Below are 22,390 nucleotides of genomic sequence, written 5' to 3'. Positions count from 1 at the left end.
CCCCCGCGCCGCTGCCGCCCCCGGTGGATGGCGCCGCGCCGCAGGTGGACCCGATGGTCGCCTACCAGCAGGAGCTGGCGGACTGGGAGCAGCGGCTCGTCGCCGCCCAGGCCCGGCTGGAGACGGAGACGAAGCAGGAGCGCGAGGAGGTGATGGCGGCCGGCGGCCTGTTCATCATCGGCACCGAGCGCCACGAGTCGCGCCGCGTGGACAACCAGCTGCGCGGCCGCGCCGGTCGCCAGGGTGACCCGGGCGCCAGCCGGTTCTTCCTCTCGCTCGAGGATGACCTGATGCGCATCTTCGGCTCGGAGCGCATCCAGGGACTCATGGAGCGGCTGGGCATGGAGGAGGGCGAGGTCATCGAGCACATCTGGCTGTCCCGCGCGATTGAAGGGGCCCAGAAGCGTGTCGAGGGACACAACTTCGACATCCGCAAGAACCTGCTCGAGTACGACGACGTGATGAACCAGCAGCGGCGCACCATCTACAAGCTGCGTCGTCAGGTGCTGGCCGCGGGCGCGGGCGTGCCCCTGGTGGAGTTCACCGAGGACCCGAAGACGCGCGTGAAGAGCCGCTCCGAGCGGATGGTGAGCTGGGCGGACTTCAAGGAGATGGTCCTGGACGCGCTGGAGGACGTCATCGTCTCCACCGTGGACACGTACGCGCCCACCAAGGGCTCGGACGGGTGGGACCTGGACGCCTTGTCGAAGAACGTGAAGGAGACGTTCGACCTGGAGATGGGCTTCGAGGGCGTGGGCAACCGCGACGAACTCCAGGACCACATCTACAAGGCGGCGGAGAAGGTCTTCCGCACGCGCGACGAGGAGTTCGGCGAGAACTTCCTGCGCTTCCTCCAGTACAACTACCTGGCGACCATCGACCGGCTCTGGAAGGAGCACCTGCTGGGCATGGACCACCTGCGCCAGGGCATCGGCCTGCGTGGCTACGGCCAGAAGGACCCGAAGCAGGAGTACAAGCGCGAGGGCTACCAGGGCTTCATCCAGACCCTGTCCGCCATCAAGGCGCAGTTCGTCTCGCAACTCATGCGCGTGCAGCCCCGCTCCGCCACCAGCGCGGAGGAAGAGGCCGTCCGCATCCAGCGCCAGCTGGCCCAGCAGCAGCGCAAGGCGGTGGAAGGCCGTGGCACGGCGGAGGGCAAGCTGGACGAGGCCTCCGTGGCCGCGGCGGCCCGTACGCCGGCCGCCCAGCAGGGCCCCCGCGTGGGCCGCAATGACCCCTGCCCCTGCGGCAGCGGTCGCAAGTACAAGAAGTGCCACGGCGCGGCGGAAGCCAGCGTCTAGGCGCCTCGTCGCGGGATGTCAGAAGTAGGGCGCCGGCGCGGCGCCGTCCGGGGTTGTCGGACGGCGGGCCGCGCCGGTCCTCTTTCTGGCGCTCGGCCCGTCCCTGGGGCCCTGGAAAGGGGGCCAGGAGGGCAGGGAGGCGAGCACGAGCCTTCTTCCCGCCACGGGCGGTGAAGCGAAGCTTGCGCCGCCGGGAAGGGTTCTGTTAAGGACCCCCCGCCTCGTAGTCTGGGGCCGGGGGTGTTGACCCCGAGTCGTACCCACTTCACACACGCCCGTGCCGGTCGCCGGTGCTCCCGTGAGTGGAGGACTTCTCCGAAAGGAGGGCCCTCGCTCCCGGCAGTCACGGCCGGAGCAACACCCGGGTGTGGCGGAATAACCGGAGAAACACCATGTCGATCGACACGCAGGAAACGCAGACGCAGCAGCAGGCCATGGCCGCCGCCGGCGGCATCACGATGCGGCAGCTCCTGGAGGCCGGCGTCCACTTCGGCCACCAGACGAAGCGCTGGAACCCGAAGATGAAGCCCTACATCTTCGGTGCCCGCAACGGCATCTACATCATCGACCTGCAGAAGACGGTCTCCATGGCCCGCTCGGCGTTCCGCTTCGTGGCGGACGTGACGGCCCGTGGCGGCACGGTGCTCTTCGTCGGCACCAAGAAGCAGGCGCAGGACGTCATCCGCGAGGAGGCCGCGCGCGCCGGTCAGTACTTCGTCACCAGCCGCTGGCTGGGTGGCACGCTGACCAACTTCAAGACCATCAAGCAGGGCATCGACCGGCTGAAGACGCTGGAGAAGATGGCCGAGGATGGGACGTTCGAGCGCCTGCCCAAGAAGGAAGTCGCCTCGCTGGAGCGCGAGCGCGAGAAGCTCGAGAAGAACCTGGGCGGCGTGAAGGAGATGTCGAAGCTGCCCCGCTGCGTCTTCATCATCGACCCGAAGAAGGAGCACATCGCCATCCACGAGTCGACCCGCCTGGGCATCCCCGTGATTGGCCTGGTCGACACGAACTGCGATCCCGACGGCATCGACTTCGTGATTCCCGGCAACGACGACGCCATCCGCTCCATCAAGCTCTTCACGTCGAAGATCGCCGAGGCCTGCATCGAGGGCGCCGCCCGTTACCGCGCCTCCGGCGCGGCGGAGCGCGACGAGCAGGAGGAGCGCGAGGGCCGTGATGACCGCCGTGACCGCGACGACCGCCGTGGCCCGCGCCGTGACAACCGGGATCGCCGGGGTGGCGACCACCGCGGTGGTGGCGACCGTGGCGGCGAGCGCCGGGGTCCTCTCGTGGAGATGAAGGGCGCGCCGGCCGTGGCCGAGCAGCCCGCGGCCGAGCAGCCCGCGGCGGCCGAGGGTGGCGAGGCGGCGAAGGAGTAGTCGCCTCTCGCTGTACTCCAGTGTTCGTGGCGGCCGGGTGGCGCATCAGAATGCCTGCGACCCGGCCGTCCTTGTTTTTCGCTGTAGCCGTATCCCTTGAAACCGGATGCTCCGCCCGGCGCCTGGCGCCCTCGTGACGGTGGAGACAGGAGACGAACATGGCCGAAATCACGGCCCAGATGGTGAAGGACCTGCGCGAGCGGACCAGCGCGCCCATGATGGACTGCAAGAAGGCGCTCACGGAGACGGGCGGCGACTTCGCGAAGGCCGAGGAGTGGCTGCGCAAGAAGGGCATCTCCAAGGCGGCGGGCAAGGAAGGTCGCGTCGCGGCCGAGGGCCTCGTCGGCACGTACGTCCACGGCGGCCGCATCGGCGTGCTGGTGGAGGTCAACTGCGAGACGGACTTCGTCGCTCGCAACCCTGACTTCCAGGACCTGGTGAAGGAAGTGGCGATGCAGATCGCCGCGACCGGCCCCAAGTTCGTCCGTCGCGAGGAAGTCCCCACGGACAACATGGAGAAGGAGCGCGAGATTCAGCGCGACCTGCTCAAGCAGCAGGGCAAGCCCGAGGCGATGCTGGACAAGATCCTCGTCGGGAAGATGGAGAAGTACTACGAGCAGGTCTGCCTCGTGGACCAGCTCTGGGTGAAGGACGACAAGAAGAAGGTCGGTGACATGATCACCGAGCGCGCCGCGAAGATTGGCGAGAAGGTCTCCGTGCGCCGCTTCGTCCGCTTCGAGGTGGGTGAGGGCATCGAGAAGAAGAAGGACGACCTCGCCGCCGAAGTCGCCAAGACGCTGCAGGGCTGAGCCCCCTCGCGGCCCTTTCGGGGGCCGTGAAATGGTTCGAGCAGGGCCCTGAGGGCCGCGCGCTCCGTACCCTGATGGGGGCGGGGGACGCGGCCCTCGCCTTTGCGGGCCTTTCCAGCCCCTCCAGGCGATTGGCAGCTGACGGTGTGAGCAGGGGTGTCCGACTCGGGCGTTGATATGGCGCCAGACGGGGGATAGAAGCGGACGCGCATGTCCTCCGACACGACCCAACCGCTCCGCTTCAAGCGCATCCTCCTCAAGCTCTCGGGTGAGGCCCTGATGGGAGAAGGGAAGTACGGCATCCACCCACCCACCCTCAGTGGCATCGCGGACGAGGTCATCAAGCTGGCGGCGGCTGGCGTGGAGGTGGCCCTCGTCATTGGCGGAGGCAACATCTTCCGCGGCGTGGCGGGCGCGACGGAGGGGATGGACCGGGCCAGTGCCGACTACATGGGGATGCTGGCCACATGCATCAACTCCATGGCCATGCAGGACGCGCTGGAGAAGAAGGGCATGCACACGCGCGTGCTGTCGGCCATCAAGATGGAGCAGATCGCCGAGCCCTACATCCGCCGGCGCGCGGTGCGCCACCTGGAGAAGGGGCGGGTGGTGATTTTCGCGGCGGGCACGGGCAATCCGTACTTCACGACGGACACGGCCGCGTCGCTGCGCGCCATGGAAATCAACGCCCAGGTCATCCTCAAGGCGACGAAGGTGGACGGCATCTACAACGCGGATCCGAAGAAGGACCCGACGGCGCGCCGCTACCGCTCGCTGACGTACATGGACGTGTTGAAGCAGAACCTCAACGTGATGGACTCCACGGCCATCTCGCTGTGCATGGACAACAAGCTGCCCATCATCGTCTTCGACCTCACCGTGCCGGGAAACATCCAGCGCGCGGTGCTGGGGGGCGGAGAGATTGGTACCGTCGTGGGCGGCAGCGAGACGGTCTGGGCCTGACCGCTCGCATTCATCCCGACTCGTGTTCAAGGAGAGCTCGCATATGAGCGGTGACATCGTCGTCGAATTGAAGGGCCGTATCGACAAGTCCCTCGAGGACCTCAAGCGGGAGCTGACCAAGGTGCGCACCGGGCGCGCCAGCACCGCCATCCTCGACAACATCCGGGTGGACTACTACGGCACGCCCACCCCGCTGTCCGGCGTGGCCAGCGTCAGCGCCCCGGAGCCCCGGCTCATCATCATCAAGCCGTGGGAAAAGACTGTCCTGAAGGAAATCGAGAAGGCCCTTCGCGAGGCCAACCTCGGCATCAACCCGATGAATGATGGGGAGATGATTCGCCTGCCCTTCCCGCCGCTCACCGAGGAGCGCCGCAAGGACATCGCCAAGCAGGTGAAGACGAAGGGTGAGGACCACAAGGTCGCCATCCGCAACATCCGCCGTGACGCCAACGAGGCGCTCAAGGTGCAGTTGAAGGACAAGAAGATCACCGAGGACGACCACAAGCGCATCTCCGAGAAGGTCCAGAAGGAGACCGACGGCGGCGTGGCCCAGGTGGATGAGATCATCAAGAAGAAGGAGAAGGAGGTCATGGAGGTCTGATGGCCTTCGTGCTCCTGGCCGAACCCGCCGCTCCGGTGGCGGGTGTCTTGCGCCGGTTCCTCGAGGGAGCCGGCCACGAAGTGAGTTGGGTGGCCAGCGCCGACGAGGCTCAACGCGCCTCGCGAGAGCGGCCGCCCTCGGTGGTCCTGGCTTCGGGGCTGGGGCCGCTGGATGGAGAGGCGCTGTGCCGGAGCCTGCGTGCCCAGGGGCTCCACGTGCCGGTGCTGCTGGTGTACCCGCCGGACGAGGAGCAGGCCGACGAGCGTGCCGCCCAGGCCGGTGCGGATGGCAGTCTGGTGGGCCCCCTCAAACGCGGCACCGTCCTGACGTGTGTCTCGCTGCTGCTGCAGCGAGAGGAGGCCCGGCGCACCGCCGTGGTGCCTTCCGTTCCGGTGCCGCCTCCTGCCCCGGCTCCGTTGGTGGAGCCCGAGGCCCGGCGCGTCACCCGTCCGGAGCCGGCTCCATCCACGGGCGGCACGTCGGCGGACTTCGAGTTCCTCAAGCGGCTGATGCTGATGGAGGTGAAGCGCAGCCGTCGCTACCGCTATCCCATCGCCCTGCTGATGGTGGAGGTGGACCGCTTCACGGAGCGGTCCGCGGCGCTGTCACCCACCGCGAGGCGGGGCGCACTGGCGGAGACGCTGGGCCTGCTGGTGGAGGGCGTGCGCGACATCGACGTGGCCGTGCCCTTCGCGGACAGCCGCTTCGTCGTCTTCCTGCCACACACGCCCCGCTCGGGCGCGCGGGTGGTGGCCGAGCGCCTGCGAGAGAAGCTGAAGGCCGTGCAATCCCTGCCCGCGGGCACCGCATCCGTGGGCGTGGCGGTGTCGGAGCCTCCCGCCGGCAACAAGAGCGCGCCGCCGGGCGCCACGGGCCAGCAGGTCAGCTTCGGCGGTCTGCTGAAGGACGCGGGAGACGCGCTGCGACGCGCGCAGGCGGCGGGTGGTGACTGGGTGGAAGTGGCCAGCGACGCCGCCAGCCGCACTCAGGACGGGTAGATGAAGTCCACGTCGCTGATGTCGTGAACGACGTCGGCGACGAAGCGGAACAACTCCAGGCCGCGCGCCTTGTCGTCCTGCCAGGTGCCGCTGGCTTCGTCGTAGTTGAAGTGGATGCCCTGGCCTCGTCCCGCCACCCAGATCTGCTTCACGGCGCGCTGGGTGTTGACGATGCACTTCTCCCGGGAGCGGGCGGTGAGGGTGAGCATGTCACCCGTGCTCTCCGCCTCCAGGAGGTCTGGATCAATGGCGTCCGCGGCGGCAAGCATCCGCTTGAAGACGATGGCCACGAGCTGGTTGTAGCGGGCTTCTTCCATCATGGCCGCACGGGCCTCACTGAATGACGTCAAGCACCTGCTGGCCAGGGGCCGCGTAGAACAGGAACTTGAAGTGCGGCGACGTCTCGCTCTCGACGCGCTCCAGGGCGATGACGGTGCCCGGGTGAACGGACTTGGGGAAGGACTGCATCCCCGTCAGGTGCGCCGCCAGGGCGCCCATGGACGGCTGGTGGCCGACCAGGACGAGGTTCTCATCCGCGTGCTCGGCCAGCACCGGCTCCACCGCGCCCACCGGCATGTCCGGCAACAGGCAGCGATGCGCCCGCAGCAGCCCTTCGTGTTTCGTCACGAAGGACAGAATCTGCGACGTCTGGACCGTGCGAACCAGCGGGCTGGTCAGGATGAGGCCGATGGGGCCCATGCGCTCGGACAACGATGCGAAGTGCGCGGCGGTGTTCGCCCGAGCCTTCGCTGTGAGCGCGCGCGCCTCGTCACCGAGACCCTCGGGGATCTCAGCGTCCGCATCGCCGTGCCTAACCAGGAAAATCCTCAAAGTCCCTCCACCGGTACGACAGGACCGCGGTTCGTACATGACCGCAGCCGGGTTGGTCAAAGGTAATGCGGCGATTGTTCAGTGGCCGCAACAACCTCGGCATGACAGACAGGAGTTGGCCGCCCTCCTCCGCACGCGTCCGCGCAGCATACACGCGGGGACTGACGTGCCGTGTCTCTCTGGAAGGAGTCTGGATGCGCAAGGCGCTGTGGGTCCTGGCGGGGTTGTTGGCCTTCTCGGGCTGTAAGAAGGATGGGGCCACGGGTAGCGATGCACCCGGGGTGGCGGATGGTGGTGGTGGCGCCGCCGGCCTGGTGGCCGAGGAGGCGACCGGCGCGGGGCCCTATGTGGTGACGCCCGAGAAGCTGACCGCCTACGTGGCCTACCAGCGGCGGATGCTGGAGGTGTACGGCTCCCAGGTGAAGGGACTCCAGGGGTTGGGCGCGCTGGTGGACGCGGGCACTCCGGAGGCGATGGCGGAAGTCCGCGCGGGCCTCAAGGTGGTGGAGGCGAAGGCCAAGGCGGAGTCGGAGGCGCGCACGCAGGCGGGGCTGAGCGTGAGTGACGTCAACGGCCTGGCCGAAGTCGTCACGGCCGTCATCAGTCAACGGCAGCTGGGGCGCACGCTCCAGTACGAGGAGGAGCTTCGGAAGCTGGAGGAACTCCAGGAGAAGCTGCCGCCCGAGCAGCGTCAGGAGCTGGCGGCGCAGGTGGCCTCCATGCGCCACCAGGTGGAGTCGTTCCAGAAGCTGACGGATGTGCGGCGTGAGTACGGCGACGCCAACGTGGACGTGGTCCTCACGCGCGAGGACGAGCTGATGAAGAACTACCAGGAGATGCTGCGGGTCTTCACCGGCACGCGTCGATGAAGACCCGGGAAGGCGTGCACCTCAGACGCGCTTGAGGTGCGGTGCCTTCTTGAGCAGCTGCGCCAGGTAGAGGTCGGCGACCTTCTCCATCACCGTGTTGCCGCGCAGGCGCTGGTTCAGGTTGACGAAGTCCACCTGGTCCAGCCGCTGGTCCTGGTTGTAGCAGGAGAACACCCACGTCTCCTTGCCGGTGCGCGGGTCCACGTGCCGCTGGAGGCACTGGGCGCAGATCTCCTTCATCATGCACTGCATCGGCGAGTTGATGGAGCCGATGGCCTCGTGGTCCGGCTTCAGGTACGGCTGGAGCACCTTGTGCCGGGCCTCGGCCACCGCGCGCATCATCCGGTCCGAGCCGATGGCGATGATGCGGTCCACTTCCGACAGCGGGATGAGGCCGGGCGTGGCGAGCTTGCCCTCGGCGTACGCCACCATCGCCTGCACCACGTTGCCCCGGAAGGCGGCGTCCTGCGGACGGCGCGGCTCAATCAAGTCGCCGCTGTCCACGGACCACACAATCTGGTCCGTGCCGGCCTCGATTTCGTCGTGCTTGAAGGAGTCCGACTTGAGGCGGTAGGCGGCGAAGTAGACGACGCGGCAACCCGCCGCCTTGAGCGAGCGGGCGATGGAGAAGAGCACCGCGTTGCCCAGGCCACCGCCGACGAGCACCACCGTCTCGTTGTGGGCAATCTCGGTGGGCGCGCCGGTGGGGCCCATCAGCACCACGGACTCGCCCGGGGTGAGCGCGGAGCACAGGCGCGACGAGGAGCCCATCTCCAGGACGATGGTGCCCATCAGTCCCTTCTCCTTGTCCACCCACGCGCCGGTGAGGGCCAGGCCCTCCATGGTGAGGCGCATGCCGTCGACGACGGGCGCGTTCCGCTCGAAGTTCTGGAGCCGGTAGAACTGGCCGGGCTGGAAGTGGCTGGCCGCGAAGGGCGCCTTCACCACCACCTCCACAATCGTCGGCGTCAGGCGGGTGACGGACACCACGGTGGCGTTGAACGCGGCGTCCAGCTTCGCGAAGTGCGCGGCGCGCAGTTCCTCGCGACGGGCCTGGGCGACCTCGTCGTCGAAGTCGAGCGACGCCACTTCCTTCGCGTACAGGCGCGCCACTTCCGAGTAGCCATCCTTCGCGCTGGCCATGGCCTTCACCACGTTGCCCGCGTACGTCGGGTGGTTGTCTCCGTAGAAGGAGATGAAGCGCCCGTCCTTCGCATACGACGTGAAGAAGCCCACCTTGGAGTCCAGGTCCTCGCTGGCCTCCACGGGCTCCAGCGTGAAGCCCTGCTCACCGTCCACCAGGGAGTAGCCCTGGAAGTAGTCGCCGCCCTCGTCGAGCTTGAAGGTGCCCGGGTACTCGCGCTCGTACGTGACGTTGGGCGAGGTGCCGGCGGCCACGCACACGGTGCGCGCGGGTAGCTCGAAGAACTGGCCGCTGCCCTTGAGCTTGCCGTCCACCGTCACCATGCGCTCGAAGCGCAGCGCTCGCACCGCGCCCGTCTCGTCCTGCAGCGCCTCCACCGGGCTCATGCGCTCGATGAAGCGGATGCCCTCCTCCAGCGCCTTGGACACTTCCTCGTGGTTGAGGCGGTAGGCGGGGGACTCGGTGAGGCCGCGGCGGTAGGCCAGGCTGACGCCGCCCCACGCTCGCACCAGCTTGATGAAGTCCGGCGTGCGGCCCTCCGCCTTCGCCTGCTCGCGCTCGGCGCGCACCGCGCGGCCGTGCTCCAGGAAGGTCTGGTAGGTGGCGCGCTCCTCGGCGTCCAGCTTCGCGAGGATGGCCTCGTCGCCCAGCTCCGCGGAGAGCTTCTCGTGGCGGGCGAGCGCCTTCTCCACCTGCACCGGGTAGTACGCCATCAGCTCCGTGGCGGTGTCGACGCCGGTGAGGCCGCCGCCGATGACGATGGCGGGCAACTGCACCTGGAGGTTCGCCAGCGAGTCCTTCTTGAAGGCGCCCGTGAGCTGGAGCGCCATGAGGAAGTCGCTCGCCTTGCGGATGCCCCGGATGAGGTTGTTCTTCATCCCGATGATGGTGGGACGTCCGGCGCCCGCGGCGATGGCGATGTGGTCGAAGCCCAGCTCCCACGCGTCCTCGATGGTGAGCGTGCCACCGAAGCGCACGCCACCGTGGATGCGGAAGCCGTCCCGCCGCGCCAGCGTCAGGTGGATGAGCGTGAGGAAGTTCTTGTCCCAACGCACGGTGATTCCGTACTCGGACACGCCGCCGAAGCCCTCCAGCACGCGCTCATCCAATTCGCGCGTGAGCGAACGCCAGTCGCGGATGGGCTTGAGGGCGTGGCCATTGCGGCCGGCCAGCTCGTCGGAGAACGGTTCAATCTTCAGGCCGTCCATGCCCGTGACGCCGAAGCCCTCGTTGAGCAGGTAGTGCGACAGCGTGTAGCCGGCGGGCCCCAGGCCTACCACCAGCACGTTGCGACCCACGTAGGGCAGCGCGTACGGACGGCGGATGTTGAGCGGGTTCCAGCGCGTGAGCAGCCCGTAGATTTCAAAGCCCCAGGGCAGGTCCAGCACGTCCGTCAGCGCGGCCGTCTCCGCCAGCGGGATGTTCACCGGCTCCTGCTTCTGGAAGATGCACGCCTTCATGCAGTCATTGCAGATGCGGTGGCCGGTGCCGGGGCACATCGGGTTGTCGAGCGTGATGACCGCCAGCGCCGCGAGCGAGTTGCCCTCGCGCTTGAGCAGGTGCGCCTCGGAGATGCGCTCGTCGAGCGGACAGCCCGTGAGGGGGATGCCCAGCGGGTTCTTCTTGTAGCTGTGGCCCTCGGCGACCTTGTCCTTCGCGGGGAAGCCCTTGGAGCAGGAGTCCTTCTGGCGCTCGTGGCAGAGCACGCAGTAGTCCACCTCGTTCATCACATCGCGCGCGGTGCCTCGGCGGTCGGTGAGCTTGAAGCCGTCGCGGTGGCGGAGGTGGTGCGCCAGGCCCTCGGTGGCCTCGGGAAGCGCGGCGTCCGGGCGCTGGAGCTGCACGAGCTGGTCGAACACCAGCGGCTTGGGCACGCGGTGGGTGGGCCAGGTGTGGAACTGCTCCTTGGTCTCCGGGTGCAGCGCGCGCGCGTACGTCCAGCGGTCCGCCAGCGACAGCAGCGCGCGGACGGACTGCAGCTCCGCGGCATCATCGCCCTGGGTGACGAGGCTGGAGCCGAAGGCCTCTCGGCCCTCCGGTGTGGCCGTCAGCGAGGTGCGCAGCGCCGACCAGCGGGCGCGCAGGGCCTCCGCCTTCGCCTGCTCCGCCGCGGGCAGGTTGCCGGAGAACAGCCGCTCCAGTTCCATGAGCGTGAGGACGGACTCGGCGAGGCCGCGCTCGAAGTCGCCCAGGGAGAGCGCCTCCGGGAAGCCGAGCTGGAGCAGCAGCCGCATGCGCCCATCCAGCGACGGGAACTCGGCCAGCGCCGGACGGTCCGGCGCGCCCTTCTTGAAGACGCGGCGGGTGATGAACTCGCGCTTGAAGTCGAAGAGGGGCAGCTCTCCCTTCAACTGGCCCATCTGCCGCTCCAGCTCCTGGTCGACTCGGAAGAGTCGGGAGACGAAGCGCGACGTGTGCCGGGCCACCCGCACCAACAGGTCCGACTCGGCGGGGCCGGTGAGGCTGGTACCGCCGGACTGACGGTAGGCGTCGAAGGCCTTGAAGAGCTCGGGCTCGTCCTCGGCGAGCTGCGCGTCGAAGCTCTTGGCCAGCCGGCGCAGTCCGCGCGGGCGGTAGAGGTCTTCGAAGGTGAAGCCCGGCAGACCCAGTTGAAGGGAGGGGCCAGGGTCGGAGGGCAGGTCGGTCAGGGCGCGCATATCACTGAAGGTGTAGGAGGAACCCGGAGCAACGGCTCGCGTGCGGGGCCTATTTCGCGGTGAGCCGCCCGGAAAGCAAGCGGCCTCGCGACGCCGCGTGAAAGCAGGCGATGGGAGGGAGTGGCTCTGCTGGAGTTGTAATGCGGGAGCCCGACGCCGGCCTCCCTGTCGGCCCGGGCCCCGGGGGCAGAAGCTCCGTCCCGGGGTGCGACGGCACACCGCGCCATGTGTTGAGGTGCCCGCACAGGGGGGCGGCTGTGTGCCGACCCGCCTGGATTTCCTCTGGAGCAGCACTCGGAGGCGGCCCCTGACGCCCTGTCGACCGCTCACCTGGCGAGGAAGGGGGCCCTTCGCCGTGTCGCGGGAGACAAGTGGGTGACGCGCCGGTCCACGGCGCTGCCGCTGTCACCGGGTATCGATACCCGGCAGCGAGGTGGGTAGCGCCCTTCCTTGCCCGGGAGCGGGCAGGGCGACGTGCTCCAGGCGGCGGCGGAGCTTGAACAGCCCCCAGAACATGCGGGCCGCGTCCAGGCCGGGGATGACCTTGGAGCCACCGAAGTCCTCCCAGTCGATGGGGACCTCGAGACAGCGGGCCCCCTGTCGCTGGAGCAGGGCCAGGAGCTCCACGTCGAGCAGCCAGCGCTCCTCGCGCAGCACGTCCAGCAGCGGGCGCAGCACCGAGGCTCTCATGAGCTTCACGCCGCATTGCGTGTCGTAGAAGCGCAGGCCGAAGTGCAGGTCCGTCAGGGTGGCGAAGATGCGGCCCTGGAGGTGGCGGTGGAGGTTGCGCACCACGCGGCGGCCAGCCATGAGGATGCGGGAGCCCGCCAGCACGTCCACGCCCTCGGCGTCGGGAGTGTCGGTCAGCCGCACCAGTCGGAAGAGCTCCTCGGCGTTGATGGCCCCGTCCGCGTCCAGGAAGGCGAGCCAGGTGGCTCCAGGAGAAGCGTGGCGCCAGCCGAGGCGGATGGCGGAGCCCTTGCCGCCATTGCGGGGCGCGGCGACATACGTGAACCGGTGGGGCGAACTCGCGGCCGACAGTCGGGCCTGGGCCGCCTCGATGCTGGCTTGGTGCAGCGTGGCGTGCTCTGGCGCGCTGCCATCATCCGCGACGATGAACTCCACCCGGGGCGTCGGCTGGAGCAGGGCGACGCGGGTGAGGGACTCCACGAAGCGAGGCAGTCGCTGCCCCTCGTTGTAGGCGGGGATGACGACGCTGATGGAGGGCGCTTCCACGCGCCGGGTTTGAGCACGGTGGGGGAGGGGCGTCAATGCGAGCGCGCGAGGCCCTCGCTGCCTCGGCGCGTGGGGTGCTCGTCAGATGCTGTTCCCCTGAGCTGGGTGGCCTGACGGCACGATCGGCGAGGGGGCGTGCCTGCCTCCTGCGTTTTCGAAAGTTCGGATGTGGGGATGCAGGTGCCCAACCGTGTCGTCGACCTGCCGGGCGGAGCGACGGCCAGAGGCTTCCGACGCGCCGGGTTCTCGGCAGGGGTCGGCGCCCTTGCTACCGCCGCTTCGGACGTCGCGGCTTGGAGGTGTTGGGTCCACGAGGGTGCTTCTCGGGCGGGGACGCCGGCTTCTTCTTCGCCGATACGCCAGCCGGAGTGGGGGGCGACTGCACCTGCCGAGGCTCCGTCTCGTTCTTGGGAGACCGGGGCTTGGGGAGTACGGCCGCGGCGCCTGTTGACGGAGACGCGGCGTCGTGAGCTGCACCTCGCGCACCGTGGCTCCGCGCAGCGGGGCTCGCCTTCGGCACGGGGGGCGTCGGTCGCGACTGCTCCGCCTGGGGGCGAGCAGGGCCGGTTGAACTCTCGGCGCGCGGCCGGGGTGCATGCCGCGCGGCCGGGGGCTGTTCGGTGCGCGCCGGTTCCTTCGTCACCTGCGGAGAAGGGGAGCGCTGTGCTTCCAGCGAGGGCTCGGCGGCCCGTGCGTGAATCGCGCTCGACGAATCACTGGCCTGACGGGCGCGCAGTTGCTCCACCTCGCGGCGCAGGCGGACGACCTCGGCGGAGAGCTGGGCGTACGAGTCGCGCACGTGTCCGTTGAAGACGCGCTGTCGACCCAGGGCCTCGTTGATGAACACCTGGCACGACTTGCGGAATGCCCACTTGGCCACCACCACGAGCTGACCCACGCCGCCCCGGTGCGTCTGCAGCGGCAGCGCGCGCGTGGCGTCGGCGTTCTCTTCCAGCGCGTGCAGGTTGAAGGTCAGTGGCTCCACTCGGGGCTCCACGCCTTCGGCGGGCACCTCCACCGCTTCGGAAGTGGGCAGGCCTCGCGTTCGCAGGCGCTCTTCGATGCGGGTCAGCAGCTCCCGCGCCGGAATGTCGCGTCCCAGCAGCTTCATCGATGCTTCTCCTCGAGGATGCGTTGCAGCTCGTCCCGATAGGCGGCCACCACCTGCGGCCACCCTTGCTTCTTCACGTACGCCAGACCGCTCGCGCCCAGCGCGCTTCGCGCCTCGCCCACTTCGCGCAGTCCCTGGATGAACGAATCCAGGTCCGTATACGCGCGGCCCGCGCCACTGCGTTGAACCTGTCCCACCAGCACGTCCGAGCGCCCGTTCACCAATACCGGCGTACCCTGCGCGAAGGCCTCCAGCGTGAGCAGCGACAGGCTCTCGTAGCGAGAGGGCACCACCACCGCCAGGGCACCGGCCAGTGCGTCGTGCTTGTCCTGCTCGGGGATGCGTCCCAGATAGCGCACGCCATCGCCCTCCAGCGGCATGTGCGCGTCACCCGCGAGCACCAGATCCGGCGCGTCCGCGTACCGCTGCTTCAAGGCCTGGTGGAACTGGAGCAACTCGGGCACACCCTTGCCCGGCTCTTGCCGGCCCACGTAGAGCAGGTAGTCGCGGTGCACGCCGTGCTTCTCGCGGAAGCGAGCCCCATCGGCGGCCGGCCGCTCCACGCCCACGCCCACCACGCGAGTCCTCGCATGGCCCGGGAAGTACTTCTCGATGATGGTCAGCTCCTCCGGCGTCAGGCAGAGCAGCGCGCGGGGAAGCTCGAAGACGTCACGGTACGCATCGAACCGGATGGGCGCTTCGTCATGCGTGGTCGGCACCAGCAGCGCGCGGTCCGCCACCAGGGGCATGCCCCACACCGTCGGCGCGTAGAGATACGTGAAGAACAGGTAACCGTCGTACGCGTTTCGCGTGTCGGCCAGATGGCGCAGCAACCCCGGAGCCAGCGGGCCCTGCTCGGCGATCCACTGCTCCTCGCGCAGCCGCTCGTTGCTCTTGTCGAAGAGCTTTCGGGACAGCCCGTTGAAACCTCGGATGTTGCGCACCCGCGTCACGGGGAAGCGCAGCACGTCCACGCCGCGCACCGTGTCCGGCCCCGCCGGGAAGTCGTTCTCCCAGGAGAGGTGGTTCTTCGCGCACGTGGTCAGCACCGTCAGGTCCCAGTGTGGCGTGAGGCGCTCGGCCACCTGTGCGGCCAGCATCTCCGCGCCTCCCGTCACCTCGCCATAGCGCTGCACGACTACCGCCACGCGAGGCCGCTTCGGAGGCGCACGACGGGGACGCGGCGCGGGCAGGGACGAACCCAGCGCATCCGACAGCGCCCGCTGCACGGACGCGGCGGAGAAGTGCTCCAGCCTGCGTCGCTGACCGGCGATGACGGGCTCGCGAAGCGACAGGTCCTCGCTCAGGTCCACCGCCAGCTCCGCGAGGAACGCGAAGCGCTTCTGGTCGAACGCGATGCCCGCGCCGCCCAGCGTCTCCGGCACCGCCGCGGCGGCGTACGCCAGCACGGGCACGTCCGACGCCATGGCCTCGATGAGCGGGACGCCGAAGCCCTCGTGCTCGCTCATCGAAACGAACACGGAGGCGGAGCGGTACGCGGCCACCAGCTCCGCGTGGCTCAGTCGGCCCAGGAAGCTCACGCCGCTCAAGCCCCGCGCCTCGCGCTTCAGCGAGCGGAAGTAGCGACTGCCCGGCTCGTACCCGCCCACCATCAACAAGCGCGCCTGGGGGCGCAGTCGCAGCACCTCTCGGTGCAGGGCGATGAGGTCCTCGAAGCGCTTGTGCGGCATCACCCGGCTGACGCCGAGCAACACGGGACCGGGGCCCGACAGCTTGCTCAGCAGCTTCGCGTCCGCGCGCTCGGGACCGAAGCGCTCCGGCTCGATGAGCAGCGGCACCGTGTGGACGTTGCGGTAGCCCGCGACGCGCAGCTCGGCGGAGTTGTAGTCCGACACGCCGATGGCCACGTCCACGAAGGGCGCCATCGCCGCGAGCTGGGCGCGGCCGGCCACCAGCGCGTTCTCCAGCGACAGTCCCGAGTAGAAGCGCGCGGGGCTGATGTTGTGGAACACGAGGCCGCGCCGACACGGCAGGTGCATGAGCCGGCTGCTCAGCGGAGAGGCGATGCCGTGGTGATAGAGCACCAGGTCGCCAGGCTCCGGCTTCAACGTCGAGGCGGGACTGGCCAGGCCCTCCAACCCCGCGCCGACTTCATCCGCGTACAGGCCGCCCCACACACCCAGCCGGCGCAGGAGGAGCTGCAGGTGCAACGCGGCCTGCCCGGTGGCGTCGCCGGGCACGAAGCTCGCTATCAGCTGGTGAATCGCCATGCGCGCCCTGCCTATCACAGGGGCGTGGTATGAGGCGCACCGTGTCCACCGGCCCCATCGCTTTCGACGCGACGCTCTGGGATGAGCCCACCACCGGAATCGGCCTCTACACCCGCTGTCTCGCGGGCGCGCTGGAGGCCAAGGGTGTGCGGTTGGAGAAGCTGGGCGCGCGGGGCTCGGGCGACCATCCGAGGGGCGACAGCGGCCGCACCGCCTGGACGCTCGCTCGGCTCCCTCGGGTGCTGGAGCGCTCGAAGCCCGCGCTGTACCACGCCCTGGGCAACTTCAATCTCCCCCTGACGCGGATACCCGGCACGGCCTACGTGCTCACGGTGCTGGACCTGATTCCGCTCATCATGCCGGACACCGTCTCGGCGAAGTTCCGCTGGCAGTTCCGGTTGTGGCTGTCGCGCAGCTTGATGCTGGCCGACCGGGTGGTGTGCATCAGCGAGCGCACGCGGCAGGACCTGCTGGAGCGCTTCCCGGAAGTGGAGTCGCGCGCCGTGGTGGTGCCCATCGGCGTGGACCATGTCCACGCGCCCGTGCTGGACGCGACGAGCGTGGACTTCCTGCGCGCCCTCGCCCTGCCCAAGGACTTCGTCCTCTACGCGGGCTCGCTCGACGTGCGCAAGAACGTGGACCTGGTGCTGGACGCGATGGAGCGACTGAACGCGCAGGGGCGGCCCGCGTCGCTCGTGCTGGCGGGACAGAGTTGGTTCGGCTCGGGGCGCGTGGAGTCGCGCATCGCACGGCTGCGCTCGGAGGGGCTCGATATCCGCCCGCTGGGCTATCAGTCCGAGCCGGTGTTCTACGAGCTGATGCGGCGCGCGGCCTTGTTCGTGTTCCCCTCGCGCTACGAGGGCTTCGGCCTGCCCCCGCTGGAGGCGATGCGGCTGGGAACTCCGGCCATCGTCTCGACGGCGGGCTCGCTCCCGGAGGTCTGCGGCAGCGCGGCCCTGGCGGTGAGTCCGGACGACGCGGAGGGGCTCGCGGAGGCCATCCATCGGCTGCTGCGCTCACCTGGAGAGCGCGGCGCCCTCGCCGAGAAGGGCCGGGCGCGGGCCGCGGAGTTCACCTGGGAACGGACGGCGGAAGGAACGCTGGCGGTGTATGAGGCCGCGCTCCGACGCTGAGGGTTGGGGCCTCGCCGTCGGAGCCTCGGCGGCGAATCGAGAGTGGAGGATGCGGATGCGAAAGCTCGTGTGGAGTGGTCTCGTGCTGAGCGGTCTTCTGGTCGGGTGCGCCAGCGCTCCGGCGAAGCAGGACCCCGCGGAGCCGCAGGTGGAGCAGGACGTGGCGGTCTCGCCCGACGCGGAGGCCAGGGCCCCGTCGCCCGGTGAAGAGGCGAAGCCGCCCGAGGCGCTGCCCATCCTGGTGAGGGCCAACCCCCAACCCAAGGACCCCATCAACATCGAGGGGGCGAGGGTGGACGGCAACATCCTGACGCTCAACGTCTCGCACGGCGGTGGTTGCGCGGAGCACTCGTACACGCTGGCCTGGGACGGCACGTTCCAGCAGAAGTCTGGCGCTGCGCCCGTGGCAAATTTGGTGATGATTCACGACGCCAACGGAGACCGGTGCAAGGCCATGAAGTTCGCCGAGCTCCGGTATGACTTGAACACCGTCTCCCAGGCCTGGGCCGCGCAGCCCGGCAAGGACTCCGGCACGGTGGAACTGGCTCTGCCCGGCCTGTCCGCGCCGGTGAGCTACTCGTTCTGAGCCCCATCGAGAACCTGGACGCGACATGAAGCTATCGGAGGCCCTGGCCGTACTGGAGCGCAGCTTCAGCGGCCTGGAGGAAGGAGCCCCTCGGCTCGTCGAGGCGGAGGATGACCGCTTCGCCTTGCGGCCGAGCGCGGTGTGGCTGGAGTACCGCTGGTACGTGCGCACGGGCGGAATGGCGGAGGTGTTCCTCAAGTCCGAGCGCGTCCGCGCAGGAGTCCGCTTCCACGCGGAGGCCACGGTGCTGCGGGTTCATCTGCTCGGCGCTTCGTCGGAGCTGTCGGAGCGCGCGGCGCAACTGCTCGTCGGAGGGCGCCCCGCGCCGGAGCGGCTGATGGGACTGTTCGGTGACGATGGTGTGCGCCGCGAGGTGGTCGCCTTCGGGCGCACGAGCGTCACCGTGGAGCACTGGGACACGCCCGGCCCGCGCCCTGTCCTGGCCGAGGCGCGCTTCCGTGCGCTCGCGGAGCGCCTGGCGGACCCGGCCTCGACGCCGGAGGAGCGCCACGAGGCGGTGCAGCGCCTCGCTGACGAGCGCAGTCCTCGCGTCGTGGAGGTGCTGCTGGAGCTGCTCTCGCGTCAGTCCTCGCTGATGGCGCTGCGCGTGTTGTCCGAGTGGGGTGAGGAGCGCTCCAGGGCGCCTCTCCTGCGCGCCCTGGACGCGGTGCGCCCCGACAACCCCGCGGACTTGTGGACGCTCACCGCCCTGGTGCGGCGTCTGGATGCGTGGACGCACGTGAAGCGCTGACGGAGGCCACGGTGATGCCCTCCGCGATGAGGTCTTCACGCAGGCGCGTCAGCACCTTGCCCAATAGATTCAGTCCCCTCCACTTGGAGGGGTCCTGGATGTTGGGATTGTCCATGCTCAACCCCACACCCCAGATGCGGTCCATGGGACTGGCTTCCACCAGCTCCGTACCAGCCGTGGCCAGCAGGGCCTCCAGCAGCGAGGTGTTCTGGGTGAACTTCGCGCGATTGCCCTCATGGACGACGCGCTCCCGCTCACGCTCCCACGTGGCGGCATCGAAGTTCCGCACCTTGCGACCCAGCTCCTTCTGCGCCTTGGGCGCCGAGGTCTTCAGGATGCTGGCGAGCACCTCCATGTCACCGAAGACGCGCGCCTTGCCCGCCATCATGTACTGCTCCGTGCAGCCGTAGTGGACCCCGTCCACCACGAACCCGGAGCGGTGCCACTGCGAGAAGGGCGACTCCTCTTTCCAGAAAAAGGTGAACCTGCCCTGCCGCTGAGTGCCAGCCATCGCGAGCCTCCTGGTTGGTGTTGATTGTACACCAACGTTCGGGGCGCGAGGCCCTGACAAGCGCCATGCGGTCGGCCAGCCGCTGGACGGGAGGCGCCCCAGGCGAGGCACCTCCCGTGCAGGGCGATTCAGCCCTGGGCTCGGGCGGCGCCCGGAACCTTGGGGCCGAGCACGTCGCGCAGCGCGTCCGTCACCGTCAGCTTCGGCGTCCATCCCAGCGCGCGCAGCTTGTCCGGAGCCCCGATGAGGCTGGGGATGTCGGAGGGACGCAGGCGCGCGGGGTCCAGCTCGATGCGCGCATTGACGCCCGCGAGCGACAGCATCTCCTCCAGCAGGCTGCGGATGGTCCGCCCCTCGCCGCTGCAGATGTTGTACGCCTGCCCGGGCTCGCCCTTCACGAGCAGCAGCCGGTAGGCCTCCACCACGTCACGCACGTGGGAGAAGTCGCGCACCGCGTCCAGGTTGCCGGTGCGCAGCACCGGGTCCACCGTGCCCAGGCCAATCGCTCGAATCTGCGAGGCGAAGGAGGGCACGACGAACGTCGGGTCCTGACCTGCGCCCAGGTGGTTGAAGGGCCGGGCCATCATGACTTCCAGCCCGTAGCTGCGGTGGAACTGCACACCCGCCAGCTCCGCCGCGGACTTGGAGGCCGCGTAGGGGCTCAAGGGCACCGCGGGGGTGTCCTCGGTGGCGCGCGTGCCTTCGGGCACCGGGCCGTACACCTCACCCGAGCCCACGAGGACGACGCGCGTCTTCGGCGCGTTCTCCCGCAGCGCCGTCAACAGATGCACCACCCCCATGGTGTTCACCGCGAACACGCGCGAGGGGTTGTGGTGGCTCTTGGCCACCGAGCTGAAGCCCGCGAGGTGGATGACGCCGTCCGGCTTCGCCTCGGCCACGGCGGCTTTCACCGCGGCCTCGTTGGCCACGTCGAAGTGCAGGGCGCTGCTGCTGACGCCCTCACCGCGAGGCCCGTGCGCTTCAACCACCTCGTCACCGGCGGCGCGCAGAAGCGCGCACAGATGCCTGCCGACGAACCCATCCGCTCCCGTGACGAGAACCCGCATCTACCGCTGCCCCGCCTTCACGCGCTCCAGGTCCGCGTCGACCATCATCTCCACCAGCTGCTTGAAGCGCACCTTCGGCTCCCAGCCCAGCTTGGCCTTGGCCTTCGCCGGGTCGCCGATGAGCAGGTCCACCTCGGCCGGGCGCACGAAGGCCGGGTCGGTGAAGACGAACTTCTGGTAGTCCAGCCCGACGCGGCCGAAGGCGATCTCCACCAGCTCGCGCACCGTGTGCGTCTCGTTGGTGGCCACCACGTAGTCCTCGGCCTGGTCCTGCTGGAGCATCAGCCACATGGCTTCCACGTAGTCGCCCGCGAAGCCCCAGTCGCGCTTGGCGTCCAGGTTGCCCATGGGCAGCTTCTCCTGGAGGCCCAGCTTGATGCGCGCCACGTTGTAGGTGACTTTGCGCGTGACGAACTCGAGGCCACGGCGCGGAGACTCGTGGTTGAAGAGGATGCCGCTCACCGCGAACAGGCCGAAGGACTCCCGGTAGTTCACGGTGATGTGGTGGCCGTACGCCTTGGCCACGCCGTACGGGCTGCGCGGATAGAAGGGCGTGTCCTCCGTCTGGGGGACCTCCAGCACCTTGCCGAACATCTCGCTCGAAGACGCCTGGTAGAAGCGCACCTGGGGCCGCGTGTGGCGGATGGCCTCCAGCATCTTCGTCACGCCCAGCGCGGTGAACTCACCGGTGAGCACCGGCTGGTTCCAGCTGGTGGGGACGAAGGACTGGGCCGCGAGGTTGTAGACCTCGTCCGGCTTGACCAGATTGAGCAGCGCCGCGAGCGAGAACTGGTCCAGCAGGTCTCCCTGGTGGAGCTGAATCTTGCCGTGCAGGTGCTGGATGCGCTCGAACTTCTCTTCCGACGAGCGGCGCACCATGCCGTGCACCTCGTAGCCCTTCGACAGAAGAAGCTCCGCCAGATAGCTGCCGTCCTGCCCCGTGATGCCAGTAATGAGTGCGCGCTTGGTCGCCATGGTCTTTTTCGCTGTTGGCTGGAAGACGCACTTTGTACCTGACGCGGTTGCCCGGAGCCAACCGTTCCCTCTGGCTTCGTACTTGAAAGGCACACCCCTCGTGCGAAGTTAGGGAGGACCCACCTGCCTGGAGCCTTGGTCATGCGTCACCCTCTCGTCTTCGCCCTGGCGGCTGTCGTCGCCGGCTCCGTTGCCTCCGCTCAATCCACCCAACCCTTGCAGGTCCCCGCCTTCCGGGAGACGACGCCCGGGCCCGCCGCGACAGGCGGTCTCATCCAGGACGTCGCTGTCTGGGTAGGGTCGCCCGTCGCGGGGCAGGGGGATGCGGGCATCGGGCTGCTGCTCACGGCCTATGACAATCAGAACTCCGGCCTCTCCACCTTCGGGTTGGATGGTCAACAACTGGAGCAGGAGCAGGATGGACCCACGGTGAGCGTCGCGGTCCGGGATGGCTTCCGGCTGGGGCCGTCGACGCGTTCCCTGGCGGTGACGGCGAACACCGTCGTCGGGTTGTCGGCCTACGTCGTGGATGGTTTCCAGACGACGAATCGGGTGCAGCGGATTGGCGTGGGGCCGTTCGTCGCCAACAGCACGACGTTCAACACCGTGGCGCTCTATCGCAGCCCCGGCACCGGTCGCTTCTTCGTGTTCGCGGGGACCGCGGACGGCTCCCTGCAGCAGTTCGAGTTGTCCGGAGAGGATGGCGGGTTGTCCTCCACGCTGGTGCGTCCGGCCATCGACGTGGGAGGCCCCATCACCGGGCTGGTCGCCGATGAGGAGCTGGGCTTCGTCTACGTCGTGCAGGCTGGCGAGGCCATCTGGCGCTACAACGCGGAGCCCAACGGCGGTACCAGCCGCGTCCTGGTGGCGTCCCTGTCGGCGACGGGCAGCAACCTGTCCAGCACCGTCAACCGCCTGGCGCTGTACCGCGCGGCCAACGCGGAGGGTTACCTGCTGGCGGCGGACACGGGCGCGGGCACGTTCGCCGTGTTGGATCGCCGCACGTATGCCTTCCTGGGTTCGTTCCGTGTGACAGCGGGGGATGGAGGCCTCGACGCGGTGGAGGCGCCGCGCGCGCTGGCGGTGTCGGCGCTGCCGATGGGGCTGGAGTTCCCCCAGGGACTCTTCGTCGCGCAGGACTCCAACAATGGCGGCACGGACAACCTGAAGCTGCTGCGGTGGGAGGCCGTGGCCGCGGCCTTCACGCCGCCGCTGCGCGTGGACACCCGGCCGT

20 protein-coding genes are annotated in these 22,390 nt (G+C 68.9%); 11 read left to right on the top strand and 9 right to left on the bottom strand.

Features of this window, described 5'->3' with window-relative positions; translation table 11 throughout:
- The 6 genes from HR086_RS27685 to HR086_RS27660 form a co-directional block, all read left to right on the top strand.
- The coding region (locus HR086_RS27685) for an SEC-C metal-binding domain-containing protein (protein WP_174467126.1) at window positions 1-1,301 on the top strand (1,301 nt) is incomplete at its 5' end.
- A 392-nt stretch (window positions 1,302-1,693) separates the two neighbouring features.
- A complete protein-coding gene (gene rpsB, locus HR086_RS27680; protein ID WP_141645589.1) occupies window positions 1,694-2,683 on the top strand; it encodes a 30S ribosomal protein S2 in 990 nt (329 codons plus the stop codon).
- Window positions 2,684-2,841: 158 nt separating this feature from the next.
- Window positions 2,842-3,492, top strand: a complete 651-nt coding sequence (tsf, locus tag HR086_RS27675) for a translation elongation factor Ts (RefSeq protein ID WP_141645588.1) — start codon at window positions 2,842-2,844, stop codon at window positions 3,490-3,492.
- A 210-nt stretch (window positions 3,493-3,702) separates the two neighbouring features.
- On the top strand, window positions 3,703-4,455 hold the full coding sequence (gene pyrH, locus HR086_RS27670) for a UMP kinase (RefSeq protein ID WP_141645587.1): 753 nt from the start codon (window positions 3,703-3,705) through the stop codon (window positions 4,453-4,455).
- Window positions 4,456-4,498: 43 nt separating this feature from the next.
- Window positions 4,499-5,056: a ribosome recycling factor gene (gene frr, locus HR086_RS27665; protein ID WP_141645586.1), complete on the top strand. Its 558-nt coding sequence runs from the start codon at window positions 4,499-4,501 to the stop codon at window positions 5,054-5,056.
- Entirely contained in the window at window positions 5,056-6,054 is a 999-nt protein-coding gene (locus HR086_RS27660; RefSeq protein ID WP_174453332.1) for a diguanylate cyclase, read from the top strand. The genes frr and HR086_RS27660 overlap by 1 nt, the downstream gene beginning before the upstream one ends.
- Here HR086_RS27660 and cyaY read toward each other — a convergent pair.
- Together cyaY and HR086_RS27650 are read right to left on the bottom strand one after the other, a co-directional pair.
- Window positions 6,042-6,374, bottom strand: coding sequence for an iron donor protein CyaY (gene cyaY, locus HR086_RS27655; protein ID WP_174461376.1), 333 nt, complete (start codon window positions 6,372-6,374; stop codon window positions 6,042-6,044). The genes HR086_RS27660 and cyaY overlap by 13 nt on opposite strands.
- 13 nt (window positions 6,375-6,387) lie before the next feature.
- Window positions 6,388-6,885, bottom strand: a complete 498-nt coding sequence (locus HR086_RS27650; RefSeq protein ID WP_174453334.1) for a histidine phosphatase family protein — start codon at window positions 6,883-6,885, stop codon at window positions 6,388-6,390.
- A 194-nt stretch (window positions 6,886-7,079) separates the two neighbouring features.
- On the opposite strand from HR086_RS27650, the gene HR086_RS27645 reads away from it, so the two are divergent.
- Window positions 7,080-7,754, top strand: a complete 675-nt coding sequence (locus HR086_RS27645; protein WP_174461375.1) for a hypothetical protein — start codon at window positions 7,080-7,082, stop codon at window positions 7,752-7,754.
- Window positions 7,755-7,775: 21 nt separating this feature from the next.
- On the opposite strand, the gene HR086_RS27640 is transcribed toward HR086_RS27645, so the two are convergent.
- From HR086_RS27640 to HR086_RS27625, 4 genes are all read right to left on the bottom strand, one after another.
- Complete coding sequence (locus HR086_RS27640; protein WP_174467125.1) at window positions 7,776-11,555, bottom strand: FAD-dependent oxidoreductase; 3,780 nt, start codon at window positions 11,553-11,555, stop codon at window positions 7,776-7,778.
- 405 nt (window positions 11,556-11,960) lie between these two features.
- Window positions 11,961-12,791 (bottom strand): glycosyltransferase, encoded by an 831-nt coding sequence (locus tag HR086_RS27635; RefSeq protein ID WP_174461373.1) that lies wholly within the window; start codon window positions 12,789-12,791, stop codon window positions 11,961-11,963.
- 268 nt (window positions 12,792-13,059) lie between these two features.
- A complete protein-coding gene (locus tag HR086_RS27630; RefSeq protein ID WP_174467124.1) occupies window positions 13,060-13,902 on the bottom strand; it encodes a hypothetical protein in 843 nt (280 codons plus the stop codon).
- Window positions 13,899-16,133 (bottom strand): glycosyltransferase family 4 protein, encoded by a 2,235-nt coding sequence (locus tag HR086_RS27625; RefSeq protein WP_174467123.1) that lies wholly within the window; start codon window positions 16,131-16,133, stop codon window positions 13,899-13,901. The genes HR086_RS27630 and HR086_RS27625 overlap by 4 nt, the downstream gene beginning before the upstream one ends.
- A 29-nt stretch (window positions 16,134-16,162) precedes the next feature.
- Here HR086_RS27625 and HR086_RS27620 point away from each other — a divergent pair, with 29 nt between their 5' ends.
- From HR086_RS27620 to HR086_RS27610, 3 genes are read left to right on the top strand one after another with little or no spacing between them, the layout of a single operon-like run.
- Window positions 16,163-17,266 (top strand): glycosyltransferase family 1 protein, encoded by a 1,104-nt coding sequence (locus HR086_RS27620; RefSeq protein WP_174467122.1) that lies wholly within the window; start codon window positions 16,163-16,165, stop codon window positions 17,264-17,266.
- Between the two features lie 55 nt (window positions 17,267-17,321).
- Window positions 17,322-17,852, top strand: coding sequence for a hypothetical protein (locus tag HR086_RS27615; protein ID WP_174467121.1), 531 nt, complete (start codon window positions 17,322-17,324; stop codon window positions 17,850-17,852).
- Window positions 17,853-17,877: 25 nt separating this feature from the next.
- The gene (locus HR086_RS27610) at window positions 17,878-18,603 is read left to right on the top strand and encodes a hypothetical protein (protein ID WP_174453342.1); all 726 of its coding nucleotides are present in this window, start codon (window positions 17,878-17,880) and stop codon (window positions 18,601-18,603) included.
- On the opposite strand, the gene HR086_RS27605 is transcribed toward HR086_RS27610, so the two are convergent.
- From HR086_RS27605 to gmd, 3 genes are all read right to left on the bottom strand, one after another.
- On the bottom strand, window positions 18,554-19,114 hold the full coding sequence (locus HR086_RS27605) for an NADAR family protein (RefSeq protein ID WP_174467120.1): 561 nt from the start codon (window positions 19,112-19,114) through the stop codon (window positions 18,554-18,556). The genes HR086_RS27610 and HR086_RS27605 overlap by 50 nt on opposite strands.
- Window positions 19,115-19,242: 128 nt before the next feature.
- Complete coding sequence (locus tag HR086_RS27600; RefSeq protein WP_141645573.1) at window positions 19,243-20,181, bottom strand: GDP-mannose 4,6-dehydratase; 939 nt, start codon at window positions 20,179-20,181, stop codon at window positions 19,243-19,245.
- The gene (gmd, locus tag HR086_RS27595) at window positions 20,182-21,156 is read right to left on the bottom strand and encodes a GDP-mannose 4,6-dehydratase (RefSeq protein ID WP_141645572.1); all 975 of its coding nucleotides are present in this window, start codon (window positions 21,154-21,156) and stop codon (window positions 20,182-20,184) included. It abuts the gene before it with no gap.
- A gap of 141 nt (window positions 21,157-21,297) precedes the next feature.
- Between gmd and HR086_RS27590 the strand changes: the two genes are divergently transcribed.
- Window positions 21,298-22,390, top strand: a 1,093-nt coding sequence (locus HR086_RS27590; RefSeq protein ID WP_174467119.1) for a phytase, incomplete at its 3' end; no start/stop codon positions are given.

The sequence above is a fragment of the Myxococcus sp. CA039A genome (assembly GCF_013336645.1).
GTDB classification, from domain to species: domain Bacteria; phylum Myxococcota; class Myxococcia; order Myxococcales; family Myxococcaceae; genus Myxococcus; species Myxococcus llanfairpwllgwyngyllgogerychwyrndrobwllllantysiliogogogochensis.
The sequence above is the reverse complement of the archived record's forward strand: the minus strand, read 5'-3'. Positions and strand labels throughout refer to the sequence as shown.

What these genes read in the sequence shown, in the direction of transcription:
- HR086_RS27620 (WP_174467122.1), top strand. Translation starts at nt 16,163, where the DNA reads ATGAGGCGCACCGTGTCCACCGGCCCCATCGCTTTCGACGCGACGCTC.
- cyaY (WP_174461376.1), bottom strand. Translation starts at nt 6,374, where the DNA reads ATGATGGAAGAAGCCCGCTACAACCAGCTCGTGGCCATCGTCTTCAAG.
- tsf (WP_141645588.1), top strand. Translation starts at nt 2,842, where the DNA reads ATGGCCGAAATCACGGCCCAGATGGTGAAGGACCTGCGCGAGCGGACC.
- HR086_RS27625 (WP_174467123.1), bottom strand. Translation starts at nt 16,133, where the DNA reads ATGGCGATTCACCAGCTGATAGCGAGCTTCGTGCCCGGCGACGCCACC.
- HR086_RS27610 (WP_174453342.1), top strand. Translation starts at nt 17,878, where the DNA reads ATGAAGCTATCGGAGGCCCTGGCCGTACTGGAGCGCAGCTTCAGCGGC.
- rpsB (WP_141645589.1), top strand. Translation starts at nt 1,694, where the DNA reads ATGTCGATCGACACGCAGGAAACGCAGACGCAGCAGCAGGCCATGGCC.
- HR086_RS27640 (WP_174467125.1), bottom strand. Translation starts at nt 11,555, where the DNA reads ATGCGCGCCCTGACCGACCTGCCCTCCGACCCTGGCCCCTCCCTTCAA.
- frr (WP_141645586.1), top strand. Translation starts at nt 4,499, where the DNA reads ATGAGCGGTGACATCGTCGTCGAATTGAAGGGCCGTATCGACAAGTCC.
- HR086_RS27660 (WP_174453332.1), top strand. Translation starts at nt 5,056, where the DNA reads ATGGCCTTCGTGCTCCTGGCCGAACCCGCCGCTCCGGTGGCGGGTGTC.
- HR086_RS27615 (WP_174467121.1), top strand. Translation starts at nt 17,322, where the DNA reads ATGCGAAAGCTCGTGTGGAGTGGTCTCGTGCTGAGCGGTCTTCTGGTC.
- pyrH (WP_141645587.1), top strand. Translation starts at nt 3,703, where the DNA reads ATGTCCTCCGACACGACCCAACCGCTCCGCTTCAAGCGCATCCTCCTC.
- HR086_RS27605 (WP_174467120.1), bottom strand. Translation starts at nt 19,114, where the DNA reads ATGGCTGGCACTCAGCGGCAGGGCAGGTTCACCTTTTTCTGGAAAGAG.
- HR086_RS27630 (WP_174467124.1), bottom strand. Translation starts at nt 13,902, where the DNA reads ATGAAGCTGCTGGGACGCGACATTCCGGCGCGGGAGCTGCTGACCCGC.
- HR086_RS27645 (WP_174461375.1), top strand. Translation starts at nt 7,080, where the DNA reads ATGCGCAAGGCGCTGTGGGTCCTGGCGGGGTTGTTGGCCTTCTCGGGC.
- gmd (WP_141645572.1), bottom strand. Translation starts at nt 21,156, where the DNA reads ATGGCGACCAAGCGCGCACTCATTACTGGCATCACGGGGCAGGACGGC.
- HR086_RS27600 (WP_141645573.1), bottom strand. Translation starts at nt 20,181, where the DNA reads ATGCGGGTTCTCGTCACGGGAGCGGATGGGTTCGTCGGCAGGCATCTG.